At 65.0% G+C, this 26604-nt stretch carries 25 protein-coding genes; 12 read left to right on the plus strand and 13 right to left on the minus strand.

Annotation, left to right across the window (positions count from 1 at the left end; all coding sequences use genetic code 11):
• The first annotated feature begins 144 nt into the window (after positions 1-144).
• Positions 145-573, plus strand: coding sequence for a GFA family protein (locus tag QKW60_RS17400; RefSeq protein ID WP_282370546.1), 429 nt, complete (start codon positions 145-147; stop codon positions 571-573).
• Between the two features lie 124 nt (positions 574-697).
• Here QKW60_RS17400 and QKW60_RS17405 read toward each other — a convergent pair whose 3' ends face one another.
• The 3 genes from QKW60_RS17405 to QKW60_RS17415 are packed head-to-tail and all read right to left on the minus strand — an operon-like array spanning position 698 to position 3887.
• Positions 698-1150 carry a DUF6173 family protein gene (locus QKW60_RS17405; RefSeq protein ID WP_282370834.1) on the minus strand — a complete coding sequence of 151 codons (453 nt, stop codon included), beginning with the start codon at positions 1148-1150 and terminating at the stop codon, positions 698-700.
• Positions 1151-1155: 5 nt separating this feature from the next.
• The gene (locus QKW60_RS17410) at positions 1156-2205 is read right to left on the minus strand and encodes an MBL fold metallo-hydrolase (protein WP_282370547.1); all 1050 of its coding nucleotides are present in this window, start codon (positions 2203-2205) and stop codon (positions 1156-1158) included.
• A complete protein-coding gene (locus QKW60_RS17415) occupies positions 2205-3887 on the minus strand; it encodes an acyl-CoA dehydrogenase family protein (protein WP_282370548.1) in 1683 nt (560 codons plus the stop codon). Before QKW60_RS17415 ends, QKW60_RS17410 begins: the two co-directional genes overlap by 1 nt.
• A gap of 132 nt (positions 3888-4019) precedes the next feature.
• Between QKW60_RS17415 and QKW60_RS17420 the strand changes: the two genes are divergently transcribed.
• Together QKW60_RS17420 and QKW60_RS17425 are read left to right on the plus strand one after the other, a co-directional pair.
• Positions 4020-4964, plus strand: a complete 945-nt coding sequence (locus QKW60_RS17420) for an L-threonylcarbamoyladenylate synthase (RefSeq protein ID WP_282370550.1) — start codon at positions 4020-4022, stop codon at positions 4962-4964.
• 70 nt (positions 4965-5034) lie between these two features.
• Positions 5035-6312: an NAD(P)/FAD-dependent oxidoreductase gene (locus QKW60_RS17425; RefSeq protein ID WP_282370552.1), complete on the plus strand. Its 1278-nt coding sequence runs from the start codon at positions 5035-5037 to the stop codon at positions 6310-6312.
• A gap of 177 nt (positions 6313-6489) precedes the next feature.
• Here QKW60_RS17425 and QKW60_RS17430 read toward each other — a convergent pair whose 3' ends face one another.
• Positions 6490-7044 (minus strand): YqgE/AlgH family protein, encoded by a 555-nt coding sequence (locus QKW60_RS17430; protein ID WP_282370553.1) that lies wholly within the window; start codon positions 7042-7044, stop codon positions 6490-6492.
• Between the two features lie 126 nt (positions 7045-7170).
• Between QKW60_RS17430 and QKW60_RS17435 the strand changes: the two genes are divergently transcribed.
• Positions 7171-7989, plus strand: coding sequence for a protein-disulfide reductase DsbD domain-containing protein (locus QKW60_RS17435; protein WP_282370554.1), 819 nt, complete (start codon positions 7171-7173; stop codon positions 7987-7989).
• On the opposite strand, the gene QKW60_RS17440 is transcribed toward QKW60_RS17435, so the two are convergent.
• The 5 genes from QKW60_RS17440 to QKW60_RS17460 all read right to left on the minus strand — a co-directional run bounded on the left by QKW60_RS17440 (position 7971) and on the right by QKW60_RS17460 (position 14820).
• Entirely contained in the window at positions 7971-11324 is a 3354-nt protein-coding gene (locus QKW60_RS17440; RefSeq protein WP_282370555.1) for an efflux RND transporter permease subunit, read from the minus strand. The genes QKW60_RS17435 and QKW60_RS17440 overlap by 19 nt on opposite strands.
• 3 nt (positions 11325-11327) lie before the next feature.
• Positions 11328-12794 (minus strand): efflux RND transporter periplasmic adaptor subunit, encoded by a 1467-nt coding sequence (locus QKW60_RS17445; RefSeq protein WP_282370556.1) that lies wholly within the window; start codon positions 12792-12794, stop codon positions 11328-11330.
• A gap of 84 nt (positions 12795-12878) precedes the next feature.
• A complete protein-coding gene (moaB, locus tag QKW60_RS17450) occupies positions 12879-13421 on the minus strand; it encodes a molybdenum cofactor biosynthesis protein B (RefSeq protein ID WP_282370558.1) in 543 nt (180 codons plus the stop codon).
• Positions 13418-14038 (minus strand): LysE family translocator, encoded by a 621-nt coding sequence (locus QKW60_RS17455; protein WP_282370835.1) that lies wholly within the window; start codon positions 14036-14038, stop codon positions 13418-13420. Before QKW60_RS17455 ends, moaB begins: the two co-directional genes overlap by 4 nt.
• Entirely contained in the window at positions 14038-14820 is a 783-nt protein-coding gene (locus QKW60_RS17460) for a uracil-DNA glycosylase (protein WP_282370837.1), read from the minus strand. Before QKW60_RS17460 ends, QKW60_RS17455 begins: the two co-directional genes overlap by 1 nt.
• A 741-nt stretch (positions 14821-15561) precedes the next feature.
• Here QKW60_RS17460 and QKW60_RS17465 point away from each other — a divergent pair.
• The 6 genes from QKW60_RS17465 (at position 15562) to QKW60_RS17490 (ending at position 20157) form a co-directional block, all read left to right on the plus strand.
• Positions 15562-16524: an aspartate carbamoyltransferase catalytic subunit gene (locus tag QKW60_RS17465; protein ID WP_282370560.1), complete on the plus strand. Its 963-nt coding sequence runs from the start codon at positions 15562-15564 to the stop codon at positions 16522-16524.
• 113 nt (positions 16525-16637) lie between these two features.
• Positions 16638-17516: a DUF4268 domain-containing protein gene (locus QKW60_RS17470; RefSeq protein ID WP_282370561.1), complete on the plus strand. Its 879-nt coding sequence runs from the start codon at positions 16638-16640 to the stop codon at positions 17514-17516.
• Entirely contained in the window at positions 17513-18802 is a 1290-nt protein-coding gene (gene pyrC / locus QKW60_RS17475; protein WP_282370562.1) for a dihydroorotase, read from the plus strand. The genes QKW60_RS17470 and pyrC overlap by 4 nt, the downstream gene beginning before the upstream one ends.
• A 4-nt stretch (positions 18803-18806) precedes the next feature.
• Positions 18807-19415 carry a glycerol-3-phosphate 1-O-acyltransferase PlsY gene (gene plsY, locus QKW60_RS17480; protein ID WP_282370563.1) on the plus strand — a complete coding sequence of 203 codons (609 nt, stop codon included), beginning with the start codon at positions 18807-18809 and terminating at the stop codon, positions 19413-19415.
• Complete coding sequence (locus QKW60_RS17485; RefSeq protein ID WP_282370564.1) at positions 19412-19669, plus strand: hypothetical protein; 258 nt, start codon at positions 19412-19414, stop codon at positions 19667-19669. Before plsY ends, QKW60_RS17485 begins: the two co-directional genes overlap by 4 nt.
• Positions 19670-19728: 59 nt before the next feature.
• The gene (locus QKW60_RS17490; protein WP_282370565.1) at positions 19729-20157 is read left to right on the plus strand and encodes a DUF805 domain-containing protein; all 429 of its coding nucleotides are present in this window, start codon (positions 19729-19731) and stop codon (positions 20155-20157) included.
• Here the strand turns inward: QKW60_RS17490 and QKW60_RS17495 are convergent.
• From QKW60_RS17495 to QKW60_RS17510, 4 genes are all read right to left on the minus strand, one after another.
• Positions 20151-21521 carry a glutamate--cysteine ligase gene (locus QKW60_RS17495; protein WP_282370566.1) on the minus strand — a complete coding sequence of 457 codons (1371 nt, stop codon included), beginning with the start codon at positions 21519-21521 and terminating at the stop codon, positions 20151-20153. The genes QKW60_RS17490 and QKW60_RS17495 overlap by 7 nt on opposite strands.
• Before the next feature lie 114 nt (positions 21522-21635).
• Positions 21636-22151 carry a hypothetical protein gene (locus tag QKW60_RS17500; RefSeq protein ID WP_282370567.1) on the minus strand — a complete coding sequence of 172 codons (516 nt, stop codon included), beginning with the start codon at positions 22149-22151 and terminating at the stop codon, positions 21636-21638.
• Positions 22148-22855, minus strand: a complete 708-nt coding sequence (locus QKW60_RS17505) for a hypothetical protein (protein WP_282370568.1) — start codon at positions 22853-22855, stop codon at positions 22148-22150. Before QKW60_RS17505 ends, QKW60_RS17500 begins: the two co-directional genes overlap by 4 nt.
• Positions 22852-23589, minus strand: coding sequence for a 16S rRNA (uracil(1498)-N(3))-methyltransferase (locus tag QKW60_RS17510; protein ID WP_282370569.1), 738 nt, complete (start codon positions 23587-23589; stop codon positions 22852-22854). Before QKW60_RS17510 ends, QKW60_RS17505 begins: the two co-directional genes overlap by 4 nt.
• A gap of 12 nt (positions 23590-23601) precedes the next feature.
• Between QKW60_RS17510 and ubiA the strand changes: the two genes are divergently transcribed.
• Positions 23602-24567, plus strand: coding sequence for a 4-hydroxybenzoate octaprenyltransferase (gene ubiA, locus QKW60_RS17515; protein WP_282370570.1), 966 nt, complete (start codon positions 23602-23604; stop codon positions 24565-24567).
• 63 nt (positions 24568-24630) lie between these two features.
• Entirely contained in the window at positions 24631-26601 is a 1971-nt protein-coding gene (locus QKW60_RS17520; protein WP_282370572.1) for an OmpA family protein, read from the plus strand.
• Positions 26602-26604: the final 3 nt, after the last annotated feature.

Here is a 26604-nt window from a genome sequence, read left to right on the forward strand (position 1 = left end):
GCCCGCCCGGTATGATCGAGAGATCGGCGTCCGCATCATCCGGAAGAACTAAAAAACCATCAAGTTGCCAATTCATGCTAGGATTCACCCTCGTCGTGAGGGCTTGCGCAATGCCGGCTCCGCGCATGGGGGGAGTGCATCACTATGACAAAAACACAAACAGGGTCATGCTTTTGTGGCGCGGTCGAAATCGAGGTCACGGGCGATCCCGAAGCCATGGGATACTGCCACTGCGAGTCGTGCCGTTCTTGGTCCGCCGGACCAGTCAACGCATTCACGCTTTTCAAGAACGAGAACGTAAAAGTAAAAAAGGGACAAGGCAGCGTCGGCCACTACAAGAAAACCGAGCGGAGCGATCGTCAGTACTGCACCGAATGCGGCGGACACCTGATGACCTATCATCCGCACTGGGGACTGATGGACGTATACGCGGCGACAATCCCCAGTCAGAAATTCACACCCGGTGTGCACGTCAACTACGCCGAAACTGTTTTGCCTATGAAAGATGGCCTGCCGAAGTTGAAGGACTTTCCTTCTGAAATGGGGGGCAGTGGCGAAAGCGTTTCAGAGTAAACGGCGGAGATCCAAATTTGCAGAGCTGGCCCGTCACGCAATCGGCGGGCCAGATCCATTTTGAAATCTTGTTTCCAAAACGATCTATGGCGTTGCCAGATATCCCTAAACTCGGCCGCGCCGGTCACTTCTTGCCCAGATCGGCGGCCAGACGAAACCCGATCCGGCGCGGTTCCTCGACCTCGGGGGCCTTTGGCAAGGCGCGCAGCATCACCGACAACTGGGTCACATGCTGGATCAGCTGGTTGCGCGACCCGTCCTCGTCGCTGCCGTAGAAGGTCACGATATCGGGGTCGAAATAGCCGATCCCCTCGATCCGCAGCACCCCGGCATCGCCGCCGGTAAAGCCCATCGCCACCTCGTGTTCGTTGTCAAGCTGGCTTTCGAAGTTCTGGATATAAAGGATCAGGCGCTCATAGGCCCATTGCGCCGGGCTTTTCGACTCGATCGGCTCGGCGGCGACGCCTTCAGGCAGCGGCTCCATCTCGGCGGTGCGGGGGGCATTCGGCCCGGTATGAACGACCCGCGCACACGGCAGTGCGCTGGCCTCATGCACCTCGGCCGAGGTCTGGATCATGTCAGTTACGTCTTCATTCGCCACAGCCAGGCTCCATCTTCGCGTTTCTCGCGCACCAGACGGCCCGCAATCAGAAGATGGTTCAAATGCGCGACAGCTTCAACCAGCGCGAGGCCATACTCTCCCTCGCCTATCGGTCTTTTGAAAAGCGGCGGGAAGCATTCGGCCGCGGTCCGGGGCTGAGCCAGATGCGCCTCAAGCCGTGCCAGCGCGCCGGTATGGTTCTCGATCATCTGGGTCAGCCGCAGGGGCAGACCCGTGAAGGGCAGCTTGTGGCCGGGTAACACCAGTTGTCCCGCCCGCGCATGGGGCCGGACGGCTTCGCAGCTTGCCATCCAGTCGGCGACCGGATCGGCCATCGGTTCGGTCGCATAGACGCCGAGATTGGCCGAGATCGAGGGCAGAAGCTGATCGCCGCCAAGGATCAGGTCGCCCCCCTCCTCCCATAGGGTCGCATGTTCCGGCGCATGACCATGGCCCACGCGCACCCGCCAGTCGCGCCCGCCAAGGCGCAGGGTCTGGCCGTCCTGAATGCGGGTATAGCCAAGCGGCAGGGGCGCCACGGTGTCGGCGAAGTTGAAGGGCCGCTCGGCGGCGCGTTTTGCGTAAAGATCCGCATCCATCCCGGCCGCGCGCCAGAAGGCAAGTGTTTCCTCCGCCGGGCGTTCCTGTTCATCCAGCGTCAGCATCCGCGCGAATAGCCAGGATGTGCGGGTGGTCAGCAATTCCGCCCCCCGCGCCTGAAACCAGCCCGCAAGCCCGATATGATCGGGGTGATAATGCGTCACGACCACCCGGGTGACGGGCTTGCCCTTCAGCGGCCCGGCCAGCGCCGCCTCCATCGCCGCGCGGGTGCGGCGCGTGTTCAGCCCGGTATCGACCAGCGTCCAGCCATCGCCCTCGTCCAGCGCGTAGACATTGACGTGATCAAGCGCCATCGGCAGCGGCAGGCGCAGCCAGAGGACGCCCTCGGCCACCTCGACCGCCGCGCCGGGTTCCGGCGGCGTGGGATAGGGATAGCGTATCCCCTCCCCGGCTGTGGCGGGGCCATCCATCAGAGGCCCAATGCTTCGGGCGAGAGGGCAAAGACCGTATCCGCCCCGTCCCGCGCCTCGGCCAGATCAGAGGCATGCTGCGGCAGGGTACGGCGGATGTAGTAGGCCGCAAGCGCCTGCCGACCCGCATCGGCCATCGCGGCACGCAGATGGAAATGCGCGCCCAGAACCCGGGCAAAGGCGCGCAGATAGGGGGCCCCGCCCGCCTGCCGGTCCTGCGGCGCCTGCGAAACCATCCATTCGGTCGCCTCGCGCAGGGTCTCGGCGGCGGCCCAGACCTCTTCGGCGAGGTCGGGCAAAGCCCCCCGCGCCGCCTCGGCCCCCGCCTCGATCTCTTCCAGAATCCGGTAGGCCGCCTCGCCGCCATCGGCCAGCTTGCGGCCGACAAGGTCCATCGCCTGAATGCCGTTCGTGCCCTCGTAGATCGCCGTCACCCGCACATCGCGGTAGAACTGCGCAACGCCGGTTTCCTCGATAAAGCCCATGCCGCCATGGACCTGCATCGCGGTTTCGCTGACACGCATTCCAGTCTCGGTGCCAAAGGCTTTGGCGATCGGCGTCAGGAAGGCCGCCCGCGCCACCCAGTCGGCGTCTTCGGTGGCCGACCCCATGTCGATCGCCTGCGCGCAGGCCAAGGCAATAGAACGGGCGGCGAACACATCGGCCCGCATTCCCACCAGCATCCGCCGCACATCGGCATGGCCGATGATCGCACCGAATTGCTGGCGCTCGGCGGCATATTCGGTTGCGGCCTGACAGGCCGCCTCTGCCACGCCGATGCCCTGCATTGCAACTCCAAGGCGGGCGTTGTTCATCATTGTGAACATTGCGGCCATGCCCTTGCCCGCTTCGCCGACCATCCAGCCCGTCGCGCCTTCATAGGCCATCACGCAAGTGGGTGAGCCGTGCAGGCCCATCTTGTGCTCAAGGCTGACGACCTTGATCGCATTCGCCTCCCCGGGATTGCCATCCGCATCGGGAATGAACTTGGGCGCCATGAACAGGCTGATCCCCTTCGTCCCCGCCGCCGCGCCCGGCAGGCGGGCCAGAACCAGATGACAAATATTGCCGGTCAGATCACTGTCACCCCAGGAGATGAAGATCTTCTGCCCGGTGATCGCATAGGTGCCGTCGCCGTTGGGCTCGGCCTTCGTCCTCAGCGCACCGACATCGCTCCCGGCCTGCGCTTCGGTCAGGTTCATCGTGCCCGCCCATTCACCGGAGATCAGTTTCGGCAGGTAAAGCGCCTTCAACTCGTCCGACGCATGATGGTCCAGCGCCTCGATCTGGCCCTGCGTCATCAGGGGTGAGAGTTGCAGCGACAGGCAGGCCCCCGACATCATGTCGTGGATCGCCATGTTAAGACATTGCGGCAGGCCCATACCGCCATACTCCGCAGGGGCGCAGACCGACACCCAGCCGCCATCGCGAATCGCGTCGAACGCCTCGGCAAACCCGGGCGAGGTGCGGACCACCCCGTTTTCCAGCCGCGCCGGTGTCAGGTCGCCATTGCGCTGAACCGGCGCCAGCACCGTATCGCAGAGCTTGGCCGCTTCGGTCAGGATCGCCTCAGCCAGATCGGGCGTCGCCTCGGAAAAGCGCGCCGTCCCGGAAACCGGCGCCAGCGGGACGACATGATCGAGGATGAATTGGATATCGCCCGCAGGTGCGCGATAGGGCATGAAGGTCTCCTCCGTGCGCACCTTGGCAAGCAGCACCCCGGCGCGTATGTCAATTTCGTCAGAGGCATAATTGCCGCTGCGTCAGATACCGCAACCCAAACGCTGCGTCACGCAGGAAGTCCGGAAGATAGAGTGACCGAAACCCTCGCCCCGACCGATGCGGGCCTCGCCCGCGCCGCGGCCCTTCTGGCCGAGGGAGAGCTTGTCGCCTTTCCGACCGAAACGGTCTACGGGCTCGGCGGCGATGCACGGTCCGATATGGCGGTCGCGCGGATCTTCGAGGCCAAGGGAAGGCCCCGTTTCAATCCGCTGATCGTGCATTTGCCCGATCTTGAGGCCGCGCGCAGCGTGGGGGTTTTCGATGATCTCGCCGAGCGCGTCGCCTCCGCCTTCTGGCCGGGGCCGCTGACGCTGGTCGTGCCGCTCCGCCCCTCTGCCCGGCTTTCTCCTCTTGTCACCGCAGATCTTCCCTCGGTCGCAATCCGGGTGCCGGAACATCCCGTCGCGCAGCGGCTGCTCAGAGCCTTTGGCGGCCCCGTCGCCGCGCCCTCGGCCAACCCGTCGGGCAAGGTCAGCCCGACCCGCGCCGATCATGTCCTGGCGGGGCTGAACGGCAGAATCGCCGCCGTGGTCGATGGCGGCGCCTGCGCGGTGGGCCTCGAATCGACGATTCTCGGTCTGGTAGGCGCACCCGCGATCCTGCGGCCCGGCGGCATTCCGGCCGAGGCTCTGGAGGCCTGCCTTGGCCGCCCGCTTGCCAGCGGCGGCGACAGCGCCAAACCCACGGCCCCCGGGCAACTCCTGTCGCACTACGCCCCTACCGCGCCGGTGCGGCTGAACGCCTCCCAGCCCGAACCCGGTGAGTTCTGGCTGGGATTCGGGCCGGAGGCGGAAGGGGCCGATCTCAACCTCTCGGAAACCGGCGATCTGGTCGAGGCGGCAGCCAATCTCTTTCACTTCCTGCGCCAGGCCGATGCAAGTGCGACGGGCCCCATCGCCGTGTCGCCAATTCCGGAAAAGGGGCTCGGGCGCGCGATCAATGACCGCCTCAGACGCGCCGCCGCCCCGCGCGGCTGACAGCCCTTGCGCGGCCCTCGATCTTCGGACAGGGATAGGGCCACCGCAACCAGCGCAATCGGAACATTCCATGCCGACATCCGGCTCCTCCAATCTCTGGCGCACCACCGCGGCCGAGGTGTTTGACGCCCCGCCGCTATCATCCGACATCACCGTCGATCTCGTCATTGTCGGCGGCGGGTTCACCGGCGCATCGGCGGCACTTGAAGCGGCACGAAGCGGAGCCAGCGTCGCGCTTCTGGAGGCCGGAACCATTGGCCATGGCGGGTCGGGCCGCAATGTCGGCCTGGTCAATGCCGGGCTCTGGCTACCGCCGAAAGACGTGCTCGGCATCCTCGGCGAAACAGACGGAAAACGCCTGATCAAGGCGCTGTCGAACGGCCCGGACATCGTCTTCGGCCTGATCGAACGCGAGGGGATCGACTGCGAACCGGTCCGGCAGGGCACGATGCATCTGGCCCATTCCGCCGCCGGGCTGAAGAACCTTAGGGCGCGGTTCGAACAGGGCGCGCTGGCCGAGCGCAGCTACGAACTTCTCGACGCGGCGGAAACCGCAAGCCGCACTGGAACGGACAGGTTCGCAGGCGCGCTTCTCGACCCCGGTGCCGGCACGATCCAACCCCTGGCTTATTGCCGGGGACTGGCGCGCGCTGCGAAAACGGCAGGCGCGTATCTGCATGAAAACAGCCCGGTCACGGCGATTGCGCATGACGGCAAGGACTGGCGCATCACTTCGGGGGCGCACCGGGTGCGGGCAAGGGCGCTCCTGATCGCGACGAACGCCTATCAGGCCCATTTCGGCGCGCCCTTCGCGCAGAAATTCATTCCCGTCCATTACAGCCAGTTCGCAACCGCGCCGATGCCCGACGCCATGCGTGCGCGTATCCTGCCAAACGGCGAAGGCTGCTGGGACACCGCGCTGATCATGTCCTCCTTCCGCACCGACCGCGCCGGGCGGCTCATTGTCGGCGGCATCGGCGATGCCGAGGGCATGGGCGCGCCCATCCATGCCGGATGGGCAAGACGCAAACTGCGCCAGATCTATCCCGACCTCGCCCATCTGCCGTTCGAACACCATTGGAGCGGCCGCATCGCCATGACCTCGGACCATGTGCCGAAAATCGTGGCACCCGGCCCCTCGGCGCTGGCCGTCTTCGGCTATTCCGGGCGCGGCATCTGCCCCGGCACGGTGTTCGGCAAGGCAGCCGCCCGGTCCCTGCTGGACGGCGATGACAGCATCCTGCCGCTGCCGGTCCTGTCGGGCCATGACGAAACTCTCACCGGCGCCAAGGCCGCCTGGTACGAGTTTGGTGCGACAGCGACCCACGCGCTGTTCCCGCGTCCCTGATCGGAACGGCTGCAGAACCAGTCGCAGTGGTGATCCCATCGACCAGGACGAAATCCGCCCTGAGCTATGGGGAACATTGCTCTTCGCCAGAGAATCGATTTCTTGCAAAGAAATCGAGCCGGAAACTTTGCAAGTTTCCGGTGCGACTGGTCAGAGGTCGCTGGCAACCCACTGATATCACGCCCGTCCTGCCGCCGATGACAAACTGATCGGATCGACCCCCAGCGTTTTCAGCGCGTCGCTCCACTTGCTGTCGTTCCGGTCGGAAAAGACCAGATCGGGTGCTGCATCGCAGGTAAGCCAGCCATTGCGCAGGATCTCGTCCTCAAGCTGCCCCGGCCCCCAGCCCGCATAGCCAAGCGCAAGCATTGAGGAACTCGGCCCATCTCCCGCGGCAATCGCCTGAAGGATGTCCAGCGTCGCCGTCATGCCGAAATGCTCGTCGACTTTCAGCGTGGCCCCCTCGCCACCGTAATCAGCCGAATGGAGGACAAAGCCGCGGGAATGCTCGACCGGCCCGCCGAAATGCACGCGAATCTCCTGTGACCGGTCGGTCCGCGCGATGCCAAGCTGCTCCTGCAGTTCGTCGAATGAAAGGTCGCTTGCCGGCTTGTTGACGATCAGCCCCATTGCGCCATCCTCGGAATGGGCGCAGAGAAAGACCACCGAATGCTCAAAGCGCGGATCGCCCATGCCCGGCATCGCGATCAAGAGTTTACCCGAGAGGTTCATATCCGTTCCTCCTTCCCCCAAGATCGCGCCTTGGCCGCGCGGATACAAGGGCACAGAGCGGCAAAACTCTTCGTGAGTTGCGCTCTTGTGACTTCCATTCGGCGGCGACCCGCTTACGTTCGAGCCATGAACATCAAAACGATCATAAGCGCCGCATTTGCGGGTAGCATGACCCTGCTGGCGGCCGGCCCCGCAATTTCGCAGGCGGTGCCCGACAATCTTCTGAATGCCGAACTGCGCAAGGGCTGGCGTATGTCCGACGGTGACCAGATGGCCGCCCTGCGGCTGACGCTGGCCCCGGGATGGAAGACCTACTGGCGCGCACCGGGCGAAGGCGGCATCCCGCCCAGCTTCAACTGGACCGGCTCGCGCAATATTGCAGGCGTCAGCTTTCACTGGCCGAAACCGCAGGTCTACGATGTGAACGGGGTGCGCGTGATCGGTTACCGCGACGAACTGGTGCTGCCGATCGAGTTCACCCCCGTCGACCCGACGCAGCCGGTATCGGTTTCAGCGGCGATTGACCTCGGGGTCTGCGATGAGATTTGCGTGCCGATGTCGATCACGGTTTCGGCCGAACTTGACAGCACCGCAAAGCCCGACCCGATGATCGAGGCGGCCCTGACCGCGCGCCCCGAAGACGCCGCCAAGGCCGGGCTGTCCGCCGCGCGGTGTTCCGCCGAACCGATCCGTGACGGATTGCGGATGACCGCGAACATGACGATCCCGCAGGTCGGACCCGACGAATTCGCGGTTGTCGAACTTGCGGATACCAGCGTCTGGATCTCACCCGCCGACACAAGGCGCAGCGGCGGGGACCTGACGGCGACCGCCGACATGGTCCCGCCAAACGCCCAACCCTTCGCGCTCGACCGGTCCTCGATCCGGATCACGATCTTCGGCGGCTCAGGACGGGTCGTCGATCTTCAGGGCTGCACCGGCTGACCGCGTCGCCGGAGGATCACCGCCCCGGCAATCCCTGAAAGAAGCGTGACCAGCGCGGCGCCCAGAACGAATTGCCCCAAAGCCGGGGCGAGCGGCCCTCCTGCGATCAGGGCGGGCAGCAGGATCATCCCGAAGACAAGCGCAAGCATCACGGCATCCGCCATCACCAGCGCCCTGAGCGGCCTGCCACGCACCGCGCGGCGCAAGGATACGGTCAGCCGCCCGATATCGCGCTGCGCCGCAAGCAGGGCCGGAACGACCAGAAGCACCAGCACCATGCCAAAGCCGAGCCCATAGCAGAGCGTCACCACCGTCGGACGCAGGAATTGCGCCTGCCGCGATGTCTCGTAAAGAAGCGGCGCCAGACCCAGAACCGTTGTCGCCGTGGTCAGCATCACCGGCCTCAGACGGTCGGCCACCGCATCGATGATCGCCGGTTCGCGCGCGCGGGTTTCGGAATAATCGTCGACCGTGCTTATCAGCACGATCGCATCGTTGATGATGATGCCCGACATACCGATCAACCCGACAACCGAAAACATCGACATCGGGATATCCCATGCCGCATGACCATGGATCGCGCCGATCAGCCCGAAGGGAATGACCGACATGACCACCATCGGCCGGGTCCAGCTTGAGAAGATCCACGCGAGAACCGCATAGATGCCGACCAGCGCGGCCGCGAGCCCGACCAGAGCGTCGCTGAGAAACGTGTCTTCCTGCTCGGCAAGCCCCGCGAGATGGTAGCCAACGCCGTATTCCTCGGCGAGGCGCGGCAGGATGTCGGCGTCCAGCGCCGCGACGATGGCGGCGGCGCGGTCGGGATCGTCCTCGGCGATATCGCCGGTGACGGAAATCACGCGCTGTCCGTTCTCGCGCCGGATCGTGGAAAAGCCGCCCTGCCGCTGGACAGTGACGATATCCGACAGCGCGACATAGCTTCCGGCCGCCGTCGGCAACATCATCCGCTCCAGGAAATCTGCGGTCAACTCGTCCTTCGGCAGTTCCACCATGATCTTCGTGGTGCGCATCCCGGTCGGGAAGGTGGCAGCCTCGATTCCGGTCAGCCGGTCGCGCAGTTCCTGCCCCAGCGCCTCGATGGTGAAGCCCAGCGCCTGCCCCTGCGGCGTCAGTTCGAGGATCAGCTCATCCTTGTCATAGGGCATGGTGTCGTCCAGCCCCGACACTTCGGGAAAGGGCGCCATCGCCCGCTTCAACGCCTCGGCGGCGGCCTTCAGCGTCGCCGCCCCGGCCCCGAAAAACTGCACATCCAGCGCCTCACCTGCCGGTCCGTGCCGCCAGCCCCGGAACGACAATTCCTCAAGGAAAGGATGCGACGGCGCGGCCTCCTGCAGGTCAGCGACGAAATCGAAAGCGGACCAGGGCCGAAGGTCGGGATCGACCAGTTCGATGGCAATGGAGCCCAAGAGATCGCGGTCCTTCGCCTCGGCGCTGGCCAGCGCCGGCCAGCCATTCGCGCCGATCTCCGAGATGACATAGGACAGCGGTTCCACGCCGTATTCCGTGCGGTACTTCGCGGCCACCTCCTCGGTCGCATCCTGAAGCTGATGCATCACCTCGACGCTGTCGGCGCGCCGGGCGCCGGCAAGCATCGTGAAATTGCCCGTGATCGTGGCACGTTCGGGCGAGTTGAAGAACCGCCACTGGACATCGCCCTTCAGGAACTGCCCGCCCTCATAGGCCAGAAGCGCCAGCGCGGCGGCCAGAACCGGATACCGGGCGACGATCACCCAATGCGTCAGCGGCCGGACCAGCCGGTCGCGCACCCAGCCCAGCCCCCGGTTCATCACCCGGCTTGGCGCATCATACCAGCGTCCGCGCCCGGCCTTGGACAGCGCATGGCCCATATGGTTCGGCAGGATCAGGAAACATTCCAGAAGCGAGGCCAGAAGAACGACGCAGACGGTAAAGGGAATGTCCTGAATGAGGTCGCCGAACCGACCGGTGATCGTCATCAACCCAAGGAACGCAATGATCGTGGTCACGGTCGACGAAAACACCGGCGCCGCCATGCGCCGGACGGCGTTCTCGGCAGCAGCGACCGGCGGCTCGTTCAATTGCCGGTACCGGAAATCGGCATGTTCGCCCACCACGATGGCGTCGTCGACCACGATCCCCAATGTCAGGATCAGCGCGAAAAGCGAGATCATGTTGATCGTCAGCCCGGCGAAATGCATCAGCGCGATGGCGCCCAGCATCGCCACCGGAATGCCCGCCGCCACCCAGAAGGCGGTCCGCGCGTTGAGGAAGAGAAAGAGCAGCGTCACCACCAGACCGAGCCCCAGAAGCCCGTTGTCGAGCAGGATGTTCAGCCGCGCCAGGATGTCCTCGGACCGGGTGCGGATCAGGTCGATGGTCACGCCTTCGGGCAGGGTCGGGCGGATTTCGTCGATCGCCGCCTCCACCTGACGCTGAAGCGCGATGGCATCGCCATCGGCAGACCGGTCGACGCGCAGCTTCACCGCCGGGTTTTTCCCGACGTAATAGGCGTGAACCTCCTGCCCGCCCACCGCGCGGATGCGGGCAACCTCGCCCAACGTCAGCGCGGACCCGTCGGCATTCGTCCTCAGAACAATCCCGGCCAGCGCGTCGGGGTCACGCTTTTCGCGCCCTGTCCGCAGCCGCGCCGATCCGTCGCCCACCTCGCCCGCCGGGTCAGCGGCCGCCTCGGCCCTGATCCGCGCGGCGATCTCCGACAAAGTGACGCGGTGCCGCATGAGGTCGATCATCGACACTTCGACGGTGATTTCCGGCTCGGCAATCCCGTCGATCCGCGCCCGGGTCACACCCTCGCGGAAAAGCCGGGCCAAAAGCTCGTCCGCCAGCCCTGCCAGTTGCTCGGGCGCCACGGGACCGGTGATGACGAGGTCAGTGACCCGGTCGCCCCAGATGACCCGGCGCACATCCGGTCGTTCCGAATCCGCGGGAAGGTTGCGGACCGCATCAACGGCCGCCTGAACCTCATCCACCGCCTGACCCATGTCCCAGCCCGGCTCGAATTCCAGTGTGAAATTGGCCCGGTCCTCCCGCGCCACGGCCTCAACTTTCTCGACGCCATCGACGCCGATCAGGCCGGGTTCCACCAGATCGACGATGCCGCGGTCGATATCCTCGGCCCCCGCACCGTCCCAGCGGATATTGACCGCGATTTCCGGCGTCACGACATCGGGAAAATACTGCGCCCGCATCCGGGGAATGGCGAAGAGCCCGGCCACGATGAACAGCGCTAGGACGAGATTCGCCGCCGTCGCATGCCGTGTGAAATAGGAGAGTATCCCTCCGGCGGCCGCCATCCGGTCGCGTCGGGTCGCCATCGGTCAGCCCCCCATCCGCGCTTCGATCCGCGCGACCATATCGGCCGGGACCCGGTCGTCCCTCAGCCGGGCAATGACGCTGGCCTTGGCCTCATCGCCCATCGCACCGCTTTCCTCGACAAAGGCGATCAACGCCGCGCGGCGTTCCGGCGTCAGATCTACCAGATCTTCCTCTCCCGCGCCGTCCCCAACCGCCGCCTGATCGCCGCGTATCGGCCGGACGCGGATGCCCGCACCAAGAAGCGTCGTGCGTTCGACCACGATCTCGCGCCCCGCCAATGCACCGACCCGCACGATGACCTCGTCGCCCTGACGGCGGAGGACCGCGACGGGCACCGCCTCCAGCCGCTCATCCGGGCCAAGCGCCAGAAGCGTGCCATCGGCCCCGACTGCCTGCGACGGCAAGAGCGCCACGCCATCCAGCGCCGGTTCGGCGATCCTGAGCGTCACGAAATCCCCCGGCCGGAATCCGCGTGCCTGACCGAGGCTCGCAAAGATCAGCCGCCCGCTCAGCCCCTCGCCCACCGCGGCATCAACGCGCGCCAGATGACCCTCGGCCACAAGCTCGTCACCAAACACGTCGAGCGCCGCCGTGACCGGCTGCGGCAAGAGCGCGCCATCACCATCGATCAGCCGCGCAAATTGCGCGTTCGACAGGCGGAAACTCACTTCCAGCGCCTCCGGGTCGATCAGATCGCCCAGCTTCTCGTTCATGGCGACAAGACCGCCCGCCACCGCCGTCACCCCCGACAGCACGCCGGAAAACCCGGCCCTGAGCTCGGTCTCAGCCAGCCGCCGCTCGGCATCGGCAAGGTTGAGCGTCACGCGTTCGCGCGCGGTCGCAGCCCGGTCCACCCGCGCCTCGGCCTCGGCCAGCGCCTGACGGCGCGACAGGGTCGCCTGAACCGCATTCGACATCGCCAGTTCCGCAGTCTCCAGATCGGCGGCGACCCCCAGACCGCGCCCGGCAATCCCGCGCTGCCGTTCCAGCGCCTGCGCCCGCAAAGCCTCCTGCGCCTCGGCCGCCGCCAGATCGTCGCGCGCCAGATCAAGCGCACGCGCGGCATCGCGTGCCTCGGCCTCGGCCTCACGTATGTCTGTCCGCGCCAGATCGAGTGCCGATTGCGCATCGGCCGGATCGATCCGGACCAGAACTTGGCCCGCCTCAACCGCGGTTCCGTCTGCGAATTCAGGCGCAAGCTCGACGATCCGCCCCTGGGCAGCCGCCCGCAGTTCCAGTTGGCGGCGGCTCCGCACCTCGCCAAAGGCCGTCATTTCGGGCGCGATGCGCACCGGCTGAAGCGTCACCACGCGGGCGGTGAACACACGCTCCTCGGCCGGGCGGGATGACCCGCCCTCCGCATTGCGGATATCGATCGCCGATTTCAGCGTGACCCCGGCCACCGCCAGAAGCGCGATCGTCACCGCCATAAGAAGCAGCCCCAGAAGGCTGCGTGTCAGAAATCGCATGCGTTACCGTTACATTGACCTGCCGCAAATCCTAGCCCTGCAAGGCCAAACCTCCAAGCATTAAGGATAAAACGCACCAAGGCGTTACTTCCGTCGCAGATGCTCGTCGAGGCGCGGCATGATCTCCACGAAGTTGCAGGGCCTGTGGCGGTAGTCGAGTTGCCATTTCAGGATCTCGTCCCAGGCATCCTTGCAGGCGCCGGGACTGCCGGGCAGCGCGAACAGATAGGTGCCCATGGCCACGCCGCCGGTCGCGCGGGACTGCACCGCGCTGGTACCGATCTTCTGCATGGAGACGATGGTGAAAACCGTGGCGAAGGCCTCGATCTCCTTTTCATAGACATCGCGATGCGCCTCGACCGTCACGTCGCGACCCGTCAGCCCCGTGCCCCCCGTGGAAATCACCACGTCGATCCCGGGATCGGCGCACCACGCGCGCAACTTCGCCGCAATCTCCGCCCGCTCGTCCCGCACGATATCGCGGGCGGCCAGCACATGGCCTGCATCCGTGATCCGCGCGACCAGCGTGTCGCCAGACCGGTCCTCTGCCATCGACCTTGTATCTGACACGGTCAGGACGGCGATGCGGACCGGGATGAAATCCTTGCTCTCGTCGATACGGCTCATGTTCGATTGTCCCATGCAAGTTTCGCGGCCATCAGGCCGAAGACAGAGGCCGAGGCCCAGCGCAAGACCCGCTCGATCCGGGCATTGCGGGCCAGAACGCGGCCCATGCCCCCCGCGCCCCAGCCGACCGCCCCGTTTATGATCAGCCCGCCAAACCCGATCACCGATCCGAAGATCAGGAACTGCGCCAGAACCGCTCCGCGCGCGGGGTCCACGAATTGCGGGATGAAGGCGAGGATGAAGAGGATGACCTTCGGGTTCGACACATTGACCAGAAAGCCGTCCCGGAAGGCGCGTGAGGGGCGCACCGAAGGGGTTTCAGCCCGCATCACGGGTGTCCTAAGGGTCCGCCAGGCGAGGTACAGAAGATAGGCCACACCAACCCAGCGGATCGCGTGAAAAAGCCCGGGCATGGAGGCGACAAGCGCGCCGAGCCCGATCCCCGCCAGCGTCACATTGACCATGGACCCAACCGTGATCCCCGCACTCGCCGCCACCGCCGCCCGCGGCCCGCCGCGCAGGCCTTGAGCAAAGCAGAACATCATGTCCGCCCCCGGCGTCAGGTTCAGCGCCAAAGCGGCGGGGATGAAAGCGGCGAGCGTAAGGGGATCGACGATCAAGACCGCCCCCCGAGCCGCGCCTTGATCTCCAGAAGATCGGCCCAGGCCTCGCGCTTCGCCGCCGGGTTGCGCAGCAAGTACGCCGGATGCGTCATCGGCATCGCAGGCCGCCCGAAGGCTTCGGTCCAGTTCCCGCGCAGCCGCAGGATGCCGCGTTTGCCAAGCGCGGCGGCGCAGGGCGTATTGCCCATCAGGACGAGGATATCGGGGTTCACGAACTCCACATGACGCTTCACGAAAGGCAGCATCATCGCGATCTCGGCCGGGTCCGGGTCGCGGTTCTGCGGCGGGCGCCAGGGCATGACATTGGTGATGTAAAGCGCCTCGCCGGCATGATGGGCCGTCCGCGCCAGACCGATCGCCGCGAACATCCGGTCCAGAAGCTGCCCGGCCCGGCCGACAAAGGGCCGCCCCTCAAGGTCCTCATCCCGCCCCGGCGCTTCGCCGAGAATCATCACGCGCGCTTCCGGGTTGCCATCGGCAAAGACGAAATTCCGTGCGCCCTTCCTGATCTCGCAATGCTCGTAAGCTGACTGGATCGCGGCGAGGCTTTCCAGACCGCTTGCCGAGGCTGCCGCCTGCCGGGCGACTTCGACCGGATCGGCCTCCGCGACTTCCGCTACAGGTTCGGCCACCGCCGCCAGTTTCGGCGTCTCAGCCGCCACCTCATAGCGGTTGACAGGCAGATCGCCGATGGGCTCGTCGGCCCCCAGCTCCATCTGCCATTCCAGCGCCGCCCGCGCGGCGTGGTACTCCATATCTCGGGCCAGCGACTCCATGGCGGCCAAGCTAGGCTCCCATGGGGTCGGTCGCAAGCGCCCGCATCCACTTGTCGCATCCCGGTGAGAATTTTCGCTTCAAGCGCTCAGCGGCTTGGATTGATCGCAGTCGCAAGGTCTTTATTGCAGCGTCGCTACGACGGTCGCGACCAACCTCGAAACGACCGGTCACTACATTATTGGTGCCGCCAATAGGTCCTGCTGCATTTCACGGAAAGCGCGTTGATTGCCGCAATTGTGCTCCGGCGTCCTGCCTCGACTTGCGCAGCGGCTGCGGCTTTCCCCAAGGACGTCTTGGCGAACATTTGGTATGTCTGAAAACGCCAGGCGTCTTCGACAACCTGCATCTCGTTTGGTGAACAGTTTCTTGCCAGTACTGGCCGGTAATCCCTTGTGATCGCAGCATGCATTTGCAGCATAACCGGCGTCAGTTCGACCTGAGGAACTTCGGGCCTGGCCTGAGGGCTATCGGGCGTAGGTGTACAGCCAATCATTACGGCCAAGCCCGCAATAACAAGCGTCTTGAAGTTCAGAATATTTGGAAGAATTGCACGACACACTGGGCTTCCTCCTGCGAGGACGGTAGTAGCCGCCCCCGTTTCGTTCATTGACCCAAGTCAAGTTGCCTGCAAATGGCGGCTTCGTCCCGCCGGAAGCCATATCCCGAACCGGACCCCCCATTCACCGTTGCCCCGCCCGCGTCCATTTGCCATAAGCAGCCGAAACGGGACCGGAGAGACCATGACATTCCGCGCGCGTCACCTTCTGGGGATCGAACATCTGGCCCCGGAAGAGATTCGCACCGTCCTCGACCTTGCCGAGACCTATGTCGAACTGAACCAGCGCACGGTGAAACATGCCAACGCGCTGGAAGGCATGACCCAGATCAACATGTTCTTCGAGGCCTCGACCCGGACACAGGCATCGTTCGAACTCGCAGGCAAGCGCTTGGGTGCCGACGTCATGAACATGGCGATGCAGCATTCCTCGGTGAAGAAGGGCGAGACGCTCATTGACACCGCGCTGACGCTGAACGCGATGCATCCCGACCTGCTGGTGGTGCGCCACCCGGCCTCCGGCGCGGTCGACCTCTTGGCCCAGAAGGTCAACTGTGCGGTGCTGAACGCGGGCGACGGGCGGCACGAACACCCGACACAGGCGCTTCTCGACGCGCTTACGATCCGCCGCGCCAAGGGCCGTGTGCAGCGCCTGACCGTGGCGATCTGCGGCGACATCGCCCATAGCCGCGTGGCGCGGTCGAACCTGATCCTGCTTGGCAAGATGGAAAACCGCATCCGCCTGATCGGCCCGCCGACACTGATGCCCTCGGGCGTCGCCGACCTCGGCTGCGAAGTCTATCAGGACATGCGCGAGGGGCTGAAGGACGCCGACGTGGTGATGATGCTGCGCCTGCAGAAGGAACGCATGGATGGTGGCTTCATCCCGTCCGAGCGGGAATATTACCACCGCTACGGGCTTGATGCCGAAAAGCTCGCACATGCGAAAGAGGACGCAATCGTCATGCATCCGGGGCCGATGAACCGGGGGGTGGAGATCGACGGAGAACTCGCCGACGACATCAACCGGTCCGTCATTCAGGATCAGGTCGAAATGGGCGTGGCCGTCCGCATGGCCTGCATGGACCTCTTGGCCCGGAACCTGAGGGCCGAGCGTGGGCGGCAGGCGGTGGGGGTGATGGTGTGAGCGGATTGGGAAGGCTGGAAAGGGTTGAGCTTAGGGACGAGTGGCCAAGTGAGGCACAACACTTCACGCCCTGGCTCGCGCAGGAGGATAACCTGCGCCTTCTCGGAGAAGCCTTGAGTATTGATCTTGAACTTGAAGCGCAAGAACGAAGTGTCGGCCCCTTTCGCGCCGATATATTGTGTAAAGATACTGCAAACGGGAATTGGGTTCTGGTCGAAAACCAACTCGAACGCACCGATCACACCCACCTCGGTCAACTGATAACATATGCTGCCGGACTACAGGCAGTGACGATCGTGTGGGTTGCGTCGAGGTTCGCAGAGGAACATCGCGCCGCATGTGATTGGCTAAACGAAGTGACTGACGAGAAAATCCGTGTGTTCGGACTGGAAGTTGAGCTTTGGCGTATCGGGGCTAGCCCCGCAGCACCGAAATTCAATGTCGTTTGCAAGCCAAACAACTGGAGCAAGTCCGTAGCATCGGCGAAGCGCGGCCTTGAGGGGGGGAGTGCAGGTTCGATTCTTGAAATGCAGCGCAATTACTGGACTGCGTTCGAGGAACTTTTGGCCAGCAGTTCAACGCCGATCAACCCAGTTTCACCTCCAGCGCAATCCTGGGTCGCGCACGGTATCGGTCGAACTGGCGTTGGGCTAAATCTGGCAATGAACACAAAAGAGAATTATGCGCGTGTAGAGATTTACTTCTCAGGGAGTCACGCCAAGTCGAACTATGCTCAAATCGAGCAGCGCAAGGCGGAAGTGGAGGCATCACTTGGCGAGCCACTTCACTGGCAACCGCTACCACAGAAGAAAGACTGCCGGATCTCACTTGCCCTCACAAACATCGACCTGACGGACGAGGATGATTGGCCACGCCAGCACCAGTGGCTGGTTGAAAAGATGACAAGCTTTTATCATGTCTTCCGTCCACTAGTCCTCAGTCTGAAGCGCGACATTGCTGCGCCAGTTGGCAATGATGAGTCCCGCACATGACCACACTCCTCACCAATGCCCGCCTGATCGACCCCGAGGCCGGAACCGATACGCTCGGCGCTCTCTTGATCGAGGATGGCGTCATCGCCCGCATCTTCGACACGCCCGACGGTGTGCCCGACAAAAGTCCGACACTTCGCCGACGGGATGCAGACGGCAGATGCCTCGCCCCCGGCATCGTCGATCTCGGCGTCAAGATCGGTGAACCGGGCGAGCGGCATAAGGAGAGCTTCCGCTCCGCTGGCCTCGCTGCGGCGGCGGGCGGCGTGACCACGATCATCGCCCGGCCCGACACGAACCCCGCCATCGACACTCCCGAAACGCTCGAATTCGTCACCCGCCGCGCGGCGGAGGCCTGCCCCGTCCGCATCCGCCACATGGCTGCGCTCACCAAGGGGCGCGAGGGGCGGGAGATGACCGAGATCGGCTTCCTCCTCGATGCCGGGGCCATCGCCTTCACCGACTGCGACCATGTGGTTACGAATACCAAGGTCCTGTCCCGCGCCCTGACCTACGCCAAGTCGCTTGGCGCTCTCGTGATGGGCCATCCGCAGGAACCGGGCCTGTCAGGTGGGGCCGCCACGACTTCCGGCAAGTTCGCATCCCTGCGGGGCCTGCCCGGCGTTTCTCCTATGGCCGAGCGCATCGGGTTCGACCGCGACATGGGAATGGTCGAGATGACCGGGGTGAAATACCACTTCGACCAGATCACCACCGCCCGCGCCCTGCCCCCCCTTGAACGCGCCAAAAACAACGGGTTCGACGTGACCGCTGGCACCTCGATCCACCACCTGACGCTCAACGAATTCGACGTCGGCGATTACCGCACCTTCTTCAAGGTGAAACCCCCCTTGCGGTCGGAAGACGACCGGCTCGCGGTTGTCGAAGCCGTCGCCTCCGGTCTCATCGACATCATCTCCTCCATGCACACGCCGCAGGATGAGGAAAGCAAACGCCTGCCCTTCGAGGATGCGGCCTCGGGTGCGGTCGCGCTGGAAACCTTCCTGCCCGCCGCGATGCGGCTCTATCACGCTGGCCACCTCTCCCTGCCCCAGCTTTTCCGGGCCATGGCGCTCAACCCCGCCAGACGGCTCGACCTGCCGCAGGGGCGTCTGGCCGAGGGCGCACCTGCCGATCTGGTCCTGTTCGACCCCGACGCGCCCTTCGTGCTCGACCGGTTCACCCTCAACTCCAAGTCCAAGAACACCCCGTTTGACGGGCAGCGGATGGAGGGTAAGGTGCTGGCGACCTGGGTCGCGGGCGTTCAGGTCTTCGGGGCGGAGTAGCGAAATGCCGGAACTGACAAGCGGGGCGATGGTCCTGATCGTGACGGGTGTTCTGGCCTATCTGCTGGGCTCAATCCCCTTTGGCGTTCTGGTCACACGGCTGATGGGGCTCGGCGATCTTAGAAAGATCGGCTCAGGCAATATTGGCGCCACGAACGTCTTACGCACCGGCAACAAGGCGGCAGCCTTTGCCACGCTGATCCTCGACGGCGGCAAGGGTGCCGTCGCCGTACTGATCGCGCGCGCCATGGCGGGCGAGGACGCCGCGCAGATCGCGGGCCTCGCGGCCTTTGTCGGACATATCTTCCCGGTCTGGCTGAAATTCAACGGCGGCAAGGGGGTCGCCACCTTTCTCGGCACGCTTCTGGCGCTGGCCTTCCCGGTCGGCCTTGCCGCCTGCGCGACATGGCTGGTCACCGCGCTTATCTTCCGGTTCTCCTCGCTCTCCGCACTCGTCGCCGCCCTCCTGTCGCTGCCCTGGGCATGGGCACTTGGCCATGGTGATCTGGTGACCCTGATCTTCATCCTCGCGACACTGGTTTTCGTGCGTCACAAGCCAAATATCGAACGCCTGAAAGCCGGGACAGAACCGAAAATCGGCGCGAAAAAGTGAGCGATCCGTTCCGCGGGGCGCTGGAACGAATCCCGGAAGGCTACAGCGAAGGCCGATATGACGGGCGGCGTTACCGCATCGAAAAGACCCTGCTGGCGGGCGGGCGCAGCGTGAAGCTGGTCGCATGGGAACTTGGCGGGCCGGACTATATCAGCCTGAACCTTTACCAGCTCGCCTCAGGCGACCTGTTGAAGCCCTGCGAGATGGAAGAGGCGAAGGTCCGCACCTTCGTCACCGGCCTTACACTGGACTAACATCTTTACAACCGACGCCCTGGAGAGGAGTCTGTGGCAAGACGAACCGGAGACTTGCCATGCAGATCATGACCGCCGTCCGCACCTGCTTTTCGAAATACGCGACCTTCGCGGGCCGCGCCCGACGCGCCGAATATTGGTGGTTCGTCGCCTTCAACATCATGGTCAATATTGGCCTCGGTATCATCGACGGGATTGCCTTTGGCCTGCAGCACGGGATGATGGGCGGCACGCCCGGCAGCCCGCTCTCGTCGCTCTACTCGCTCGCGGTCTTCCTGCCCTCGCTCGCCGCAGGCGTCCGGCGGCTGCACGATACCGGCAAATCGGGCTGGTGGGTGCTGATCTGGCTGATCCCGATCATCGGCTGGATCCTCCTGATCTGGTGGCTGGCCACGCCGGGCGACGAGGGGCCGAACGAGTACGGCCCCGACCCCCTTTCCGGGGAAGGCTACGGCCCGTCGTCAATCCCCCGCGTGCCGCGTCAGTAGCTGTACTCGGCATAGATACGGGACAGATCGCCGCCCCATTCGCCGTGATACTTCTCCAGAAGCTCATCGGCCGGCACCTTGCCGCTTTCGATGCTTTCCTGCAGCGCGTTGAGGAAATGCGTCTCATCGGGGATCATGCCGTTCGCACCGGGCCGCGCACGCGACTTGAGGCCCTGTTCCGCGATGGCCACGACCTCGCGGGCTAGGTCATGCATCTTCACCCCGCCCACCTCGGCCTGAAGCCCGTCGACCGAGGCCGCCACCCGCAGGGCCTCACGCGTCTCGGCGTCCCAACTCTTGGCAAGATCCCAGGCGGCGTCGAGCGCGGACTGATCGTACATCAGCCCGACCCAGAGCGCGGGAAGCGCGCAGAGCCTGCGCCACGGGCCACCATCGGCACCGCGCATCTCGATGAATTTCTTCAGCCGCGCCTCGGGGAAGATTGTCGTCAGGTGATCGGCCCAGTCGGAAAGCGTCGGCTTTTCTCCGGGCAGCGCGGGCAGATCGCCCTTCAGGAAGTCGCGGAAAGACTGGCCCAAGGCGTTGATATACTTGCCGTCGCGATAGACGAAATACATCGGCACATCGAGCGCGTAATCGACATAGCGCTGGAACCCCATGCCGTCTTCGAAAACGAAGGGCAGCGTCCCGGTGCGGGCGGGGTCAAGGTCGCGCCAGATGCGGCTGCGCCACGACTTGTGACCGTTGGGCTTGCCTTCGAAGAACGGTGAATTGGCAAAGAGGGCGGTCGCGACGGGTTGCAGCGCCAGCGCCACCCGCAGCTTCTGGACCATGTCGGCTTCGGATCCGAAATCGAGATTCACCTGCACAGTGCAGGTCCGGTACATCATCTGCGTCCCGTGCGTGCCGACCCGGCCCATGTAATCGGTCATCAGCCGATAGCGCCCTTTCGGCATCATCGGCATCTGCTCATGTGTCCATTGCGGCGCTGCGCCGAGGCCGATGAACCGCGCACCAATGTCGTCGGCAACACTCTGGACATCCCGCAGATGCGCGTTCACCTCGTCACAGGTCTGGTGGATCGTCTCCAGCGGCGCGCCCGACAGTTCGAACTGCCCGCCGGGTTCGAGGCTGATATTCGCCCCGTCCTTCACCAGCCCGATGATATTGCCCTGTTCCTCGATCGGGTCCCAGCCAAAGCGGTCGCGGATGCCCTCCAGCATCGCCTTGATCGAACGCGGTCCGTCATAGGGCAAGGGCTTCAGCGTGTCCTTGCAGTAGCCGAACTTCTCATGCTCCGTGCCGATGCGCCAATCGTCCGTCGGCTTGCAACCGGCTTCAAGGTATTCGGCAAGCTGTTCGAAGCGTTCGACCGGGCCTCCGCCGGATTGTGGAATGGACATGGGGGCCTCGATCTTGTGGCTGACAGGGACGCAATTACGTGAAGCGCCGCAATGCCCAAGTCAACCCCGCCCCGCGCGGATTGTCTGTGCGAAAACATGACATGTTGTGATCGTCTAGCGACGCGGCAGTGATGGGTCGGCACGTTTCCACAGCGGAAGCGTGCCGACACCGCGGTCGAGCGCGGCAGTCAGCGCGGCCATGTCTATGCCCGGAAGCGTCGCGAAAGCATCGTAGAGTCGCTCTGCCCCGGCGGCATCGACCGGAACCGTCAGCACTTCGCCGCCATGAGTGCGCATCCGCCAGTGCCGGGTGCCGCCGACCTCGGCCAGCCGCAGTTCGGCGATATCGGCCAGCGCGATGAAGCCGCCGAAATTCGGGCCGAAATAGCCCACCTGCCCCTCATCGACCTCGACCACACCCGGCGCGGCGACACCCCGCAGAAACCGCAGCCGCCGCCAGGCGATCACGCTCCAGCCGAGTGCAAGCGCCACGAGGATCAGGCCGATGCCCTGCAGGAGCCACCCCCCGAGCGAGGCCAGCCAGAGCCCGGCAAGCCCCAGCGCCACCGCCGCGATCACCTCGCGCCAGCGGCGCAGGCCCCGGACGATTTCGGGCCGGATGAGGCTCATCCCCGCTCTCCATCAAGGGGATGCCAGGGTTCTGCCGCCCCCTCCGCGTGCGGCTCCCGCCAGTCATAAGGCGCACGGATAGGCTCGAACGCCATATCTGTGAAATCGCGGATCAGTTCCAGTTCCGCGCCGCGCCGCCGGTAAAGCCGGCCGCCGAGCGTGTCGTAGAGCGACAGGGCCGGATCGGGCGGCAATTCGCGCAGGACGGCGCGTTCGGCCTTGGCCTTGCCGATCTTCGCCGGACGCCCGTCCACCATACGAAGCCCGGTCGGGCAGTCCTTGTCCGCTGTGCGCTGGTAGAGCCGCACGAGCCCCTCGTCGCACCCGATCACGTCGGTACCCCCGACGGCGACATAGTGCACATTGTCAAGAAACCGCCCGCCGCCGCCCCAGGTGCTTCCCTCCGGAAAAAGCGCCAGCGCGGTGAAGTAAGGCGGACGCGACAGCGCCGAATAGGCGCCCTCGGACTCGCCCGACCAGTCGCCGTTCAGCGCGAAATAGAGGAAATGCCGCCCGTCCGGCGACAGGTCGCAGCGTTCAGGATAGACCTTGTGCTTCAGCCACTGGCCATCCTCGAACCTGTCGGTGTCACGGTGCCAGAGGATCAGCCGGAACTGCTTCGACGGGCCCTGCCGGAGGATCACCGCGCGGTCGTTGTCGCGCGCGAAATAGAGATGCAGGCGCACCAACGGTTCCTGTGTCACCGCCAGTCCCCCAGATGGGCCTGCCAGAGCGTGAGGGCCGCCAGCGCCGCCGTCTCGGCACGCAGGATGCGGGGGCCGAGAGCGACGGGATGGACGAAGTCGAGCGCGCGAAGGCGGTCGCGCTCAACGTCTGAAAACCCGCCTTCTGGGCCGATCAGCACCGCCCATGGTCCGGGCGACGCACCAGCGAGGAGCGCCGCAGGCGACGACGAGCGGCCCGCCCCCGCCTCGTCGGCCCAGAGGATCTGCCGGGCCGGGTCCCAGCCGGAGAGAAGGCGGGGCAGCGGGGCCGTCTCCTCCACGTCGGGCAGGCTCAGCGCACCGCATTGTTCGGCGGCCTCGCGCACATGGGCCTCGGCCTTGTCACAGCGGAAGCGTTCGGAATTGGTGTAGTCGGTCAGGACCGGCATCAGGCGCGAAACCCCCAGTTCCACTGCCTTTTCCACGATGAAATCGGTCCGCGCCTTCTTCACCGGCGCGAACAACAGCCAAAGATCAGGCGGCGCGGATTGCGGCCGGGTTTCCTCCAGACAGGTCAAAGCCCCCTTGCGCTTTCCCGCCTCCGTCACCTCGGCAAGCCATTCGCCATCCCGGCCATTAAAGACCAGAACCTGCGTCCCCACGCCCTCGCGCATCACCCCGAACAGGTAATGCGCCTGCGCCTCGGCCAGTGGAACCGATTGCCCCTGCCCAAGAGGCTGGTCTACACAGAGTCTGATCTTCGCTTGTCCCATGAGGCCGAACTTATGAGTGCGCCCGACGAAACGCCAGAGCCCGCCGGACCCGTCGCCGATGCGGTGCGCGGCAACTGGGTCGATCGCTGGGCGCCAGAGCCCACGCGCCCCTATCTGCGCCTGTCGCGCGCCGACCGACCGATCGGGACTTGGCTCTTGCTCATCCCCTGCCTCTGGGGCGTGGCGCTGGCCGCCGCGATGGACGGCTGGCGGCAATGGGATATCTGGATCATCCTCGGCTGCGCGTTGGGCGCCTGGCTGATGCGCGGGGCGGGCTGCACCTGGAACGACATCACTGACCGCGACTTCGATGCGGCCGTCGCGCGCACACGGTCGCGGCCAATCCCCTCGGGGCAGGTCACGGTGAAACAGGCGCTGATCTGGATGCTCGCGCAGATGGGGGCCGCCGGTCTGATCCTCTTTTCCTACAGCTGGCTGACGATCCTGCTTGGCGTCTCCTCACTTGGCCTCGTCGCGATCTATCCCTATGCCAAGCGCTTCACCTGGTGGCCGCAGGTCTTCCTGGGTCTCGCCTTCAACTGGGGCGCCATCCTCGCCTTCGCGGCCCATTCGGGCACCGTCGCCCTTCCGGCCGTGCTGCTTTACGCGGCGGGCATCGCCTGGACCCTCTTCTACGACACGATCTATGCCCATCAGGACAAGGAAGACGATGTGCTGATCGGCGTCAAATCCACCGCCCGCCTCTTCGGCGCAGCGACGGGCAAATGGCTCGGCCTATTCCTGATCCTGACCGTCACACTGATGAGCACGGCGATCCTCGTGGCACTCTTGCCCACAGCGGGCCCCGTCAAGCTCGGCCTCGCCCTCATCGCCCCATGGGCTATGGGCTGGCACCTTTTGTGGCAGATGCGCCGGCTCGACATCGACGATCCGGAAGGCTGCCTTAAGCTCTTCCGCCGGAACCGGGATACCGGCCTCATCGCTGCGCTGTTTCTTGCCATCGGCGGCCTCGTCTAGATTGATCCCCGCGCCGCGCGGGCTTAAGGAAGGGCGTCCTCGTACCGGGAACTTTCGCCGCCCATGCGCCTGCAACTGCCAAAGACCCTCTCCCTGCCATCGCAGCTGCCCGTGCGCGCCATCGGCCCCGCAGCCTTCGGCCTGGCAGCGGTTCTCAGCATCGCTGCCGCGTCATGGACGGCGGGCGTTGTCGAACGCCGCTCGGCCGAAGGCGTTGAACAGGCGCTGGTGACCGCCGGGCACAACTGGACCGAAGTCGCAACCGACGGGCTGCAGGTTACCCTGTCGGGCACAGCGCCCACCGAAGCCGCGCGGTTCCGCGCGCTTTCGGTCGCGGGCACGATCGTCGATGCCGACCGTCTGGTCGATGCGATGGAAGTGGCCGCCGCCGACGCCCTCAAGGCCCCTGACTTCACCATCGAGATCCTGCGGAACGGCGATGGCATCTCGCTCATCGGACTGGTGCCGCAAGGGCCTGAACATGAACAGATCGTCGAAAGCCTGACCGAACTGGCGGGCGAAGGCGCCGTCACCGACATGCTCGAATCGGCCGACCACCCGGTCCCGTCCGGCTGGCAGGCCGCCGTCAGGTTCGGGATCGACGCGCTTGAGGACCTGCCGCGGTCGAAGATCTCGATTTCGGCAACCGAGGTCGCAGTCACAGCGATCAGCGACAGTGCGGCCGAAAAGGCGCGGCTCGAAAGCGACCTCAGGCGCAAGGCGCCGCGCGGGCTGCAGCTCACGCTCGATATCTCGGCCCCCCGGCCGGTGATCACGCCCTTCACGCTGCGCTTCCTGATCGACGGGGACGGTGCCCGCTTTGACGCCTGTTCGGCCGACAATGACCGCGCCCGCGAACGTATCCTCGCCGCCGCAACGGATGCCGGGGCCACGGGTAAAATCGCCTGCACGATCGGGCTTGGCGTCCCGACACCGGCCTGGGCCGAGGCGGTGACGATGGGGCTTGCCGCGATGAAAGAGATCGGGGCCGGTTCGATCACCTATTCCGATGCCGACATCTCGCTGATCGCCGCCGAAACCGTCGATCCGGCGGTCTTCGATAAGGTGGTCGGCGAACTGGAATCGAACCTGCCGGAAGTTTTCTCGCTTCATGCCGTTCTGACACCAAAGGCGGAGACAACGGAAGGCACCACAGGCCCGAAGGAATTCGTCGCGAAACTCGACGCTGAGGGGCGGCTGGAAATGCGCGGTCGGCTCGGCGACGATCTTTCACGCGAGGCCGTGGAAAGCTTCGCGCGGGCGCGATTCGGTACCGCTTCGGTTCATGCCGCGACCCGGCTCGATCCCGAAATGCCCGCCGGCTGGCCGCTACGTGTCCTGACCGCGATCGAAGCTCTCGGCGAACTCGAAAGCGGCGAGGTCACGGTGCAGCCCGGCATCATCCGTCTGAGCGGCGTTACCGGATCGACCACGGCCAGCGACACGGTCGCAAGGATTTTGTCCGACAAGCTCGGCGAGACCCAGCAATACGACCTCGACATCCGCTATGACGAGAAACTCGACCCCCTGTTGGGCCTTCCGACGGCAGAGGAATGCGTTGCTGACATCAACGGGTTCCTGACCGCCCACAAGATCAATTTCGAACCGGGCGCGGCCCAGATCACCCGCGACGCCGCCGACACGCTCGATAAGATCGCCGAGCGGATGAAGGACTGTGCCGATTTCGAAATGGAGATCGGCGGCCATACCGACAGCCAGGGCCGCGAAGAAATGAACCTCGACCTCAGCCAGAAACGGGCCGAGGCGGTGATCGCCGCGCTGATGTCACGCCGGGTCCTGACCGGCAACCTGACGGCGGTCGGTTACGGTGAAACTGTTCCGATCGCTGACAACGGAACTGACGCAGGCCGCGAGGCGAACCGGCGGATTGAGGTGCGCCTGATCGAGCCTGAGGCGACGGCCGAAACCGCGAACGGCGAAACGGACAACGCGGCAGCGGAAGAACCATCTGAAGTCGCGGTTCAGACTCCGGGTCCGGACACTGTGCGGCCCAAACCGCGCCCGTCGGAATAACGG

The organism is Albidovulum aestuarii (assembly GCF_029961185.1).
In the GTDB taxonomy this organism is placed as follows: domain Bacteria; phylum Pseudomonadota; class Alphaproteobacteria; order Rhodobacterales; family Rhodobacteraceae; genus Albidovulum; species Albidovulum aestuarii.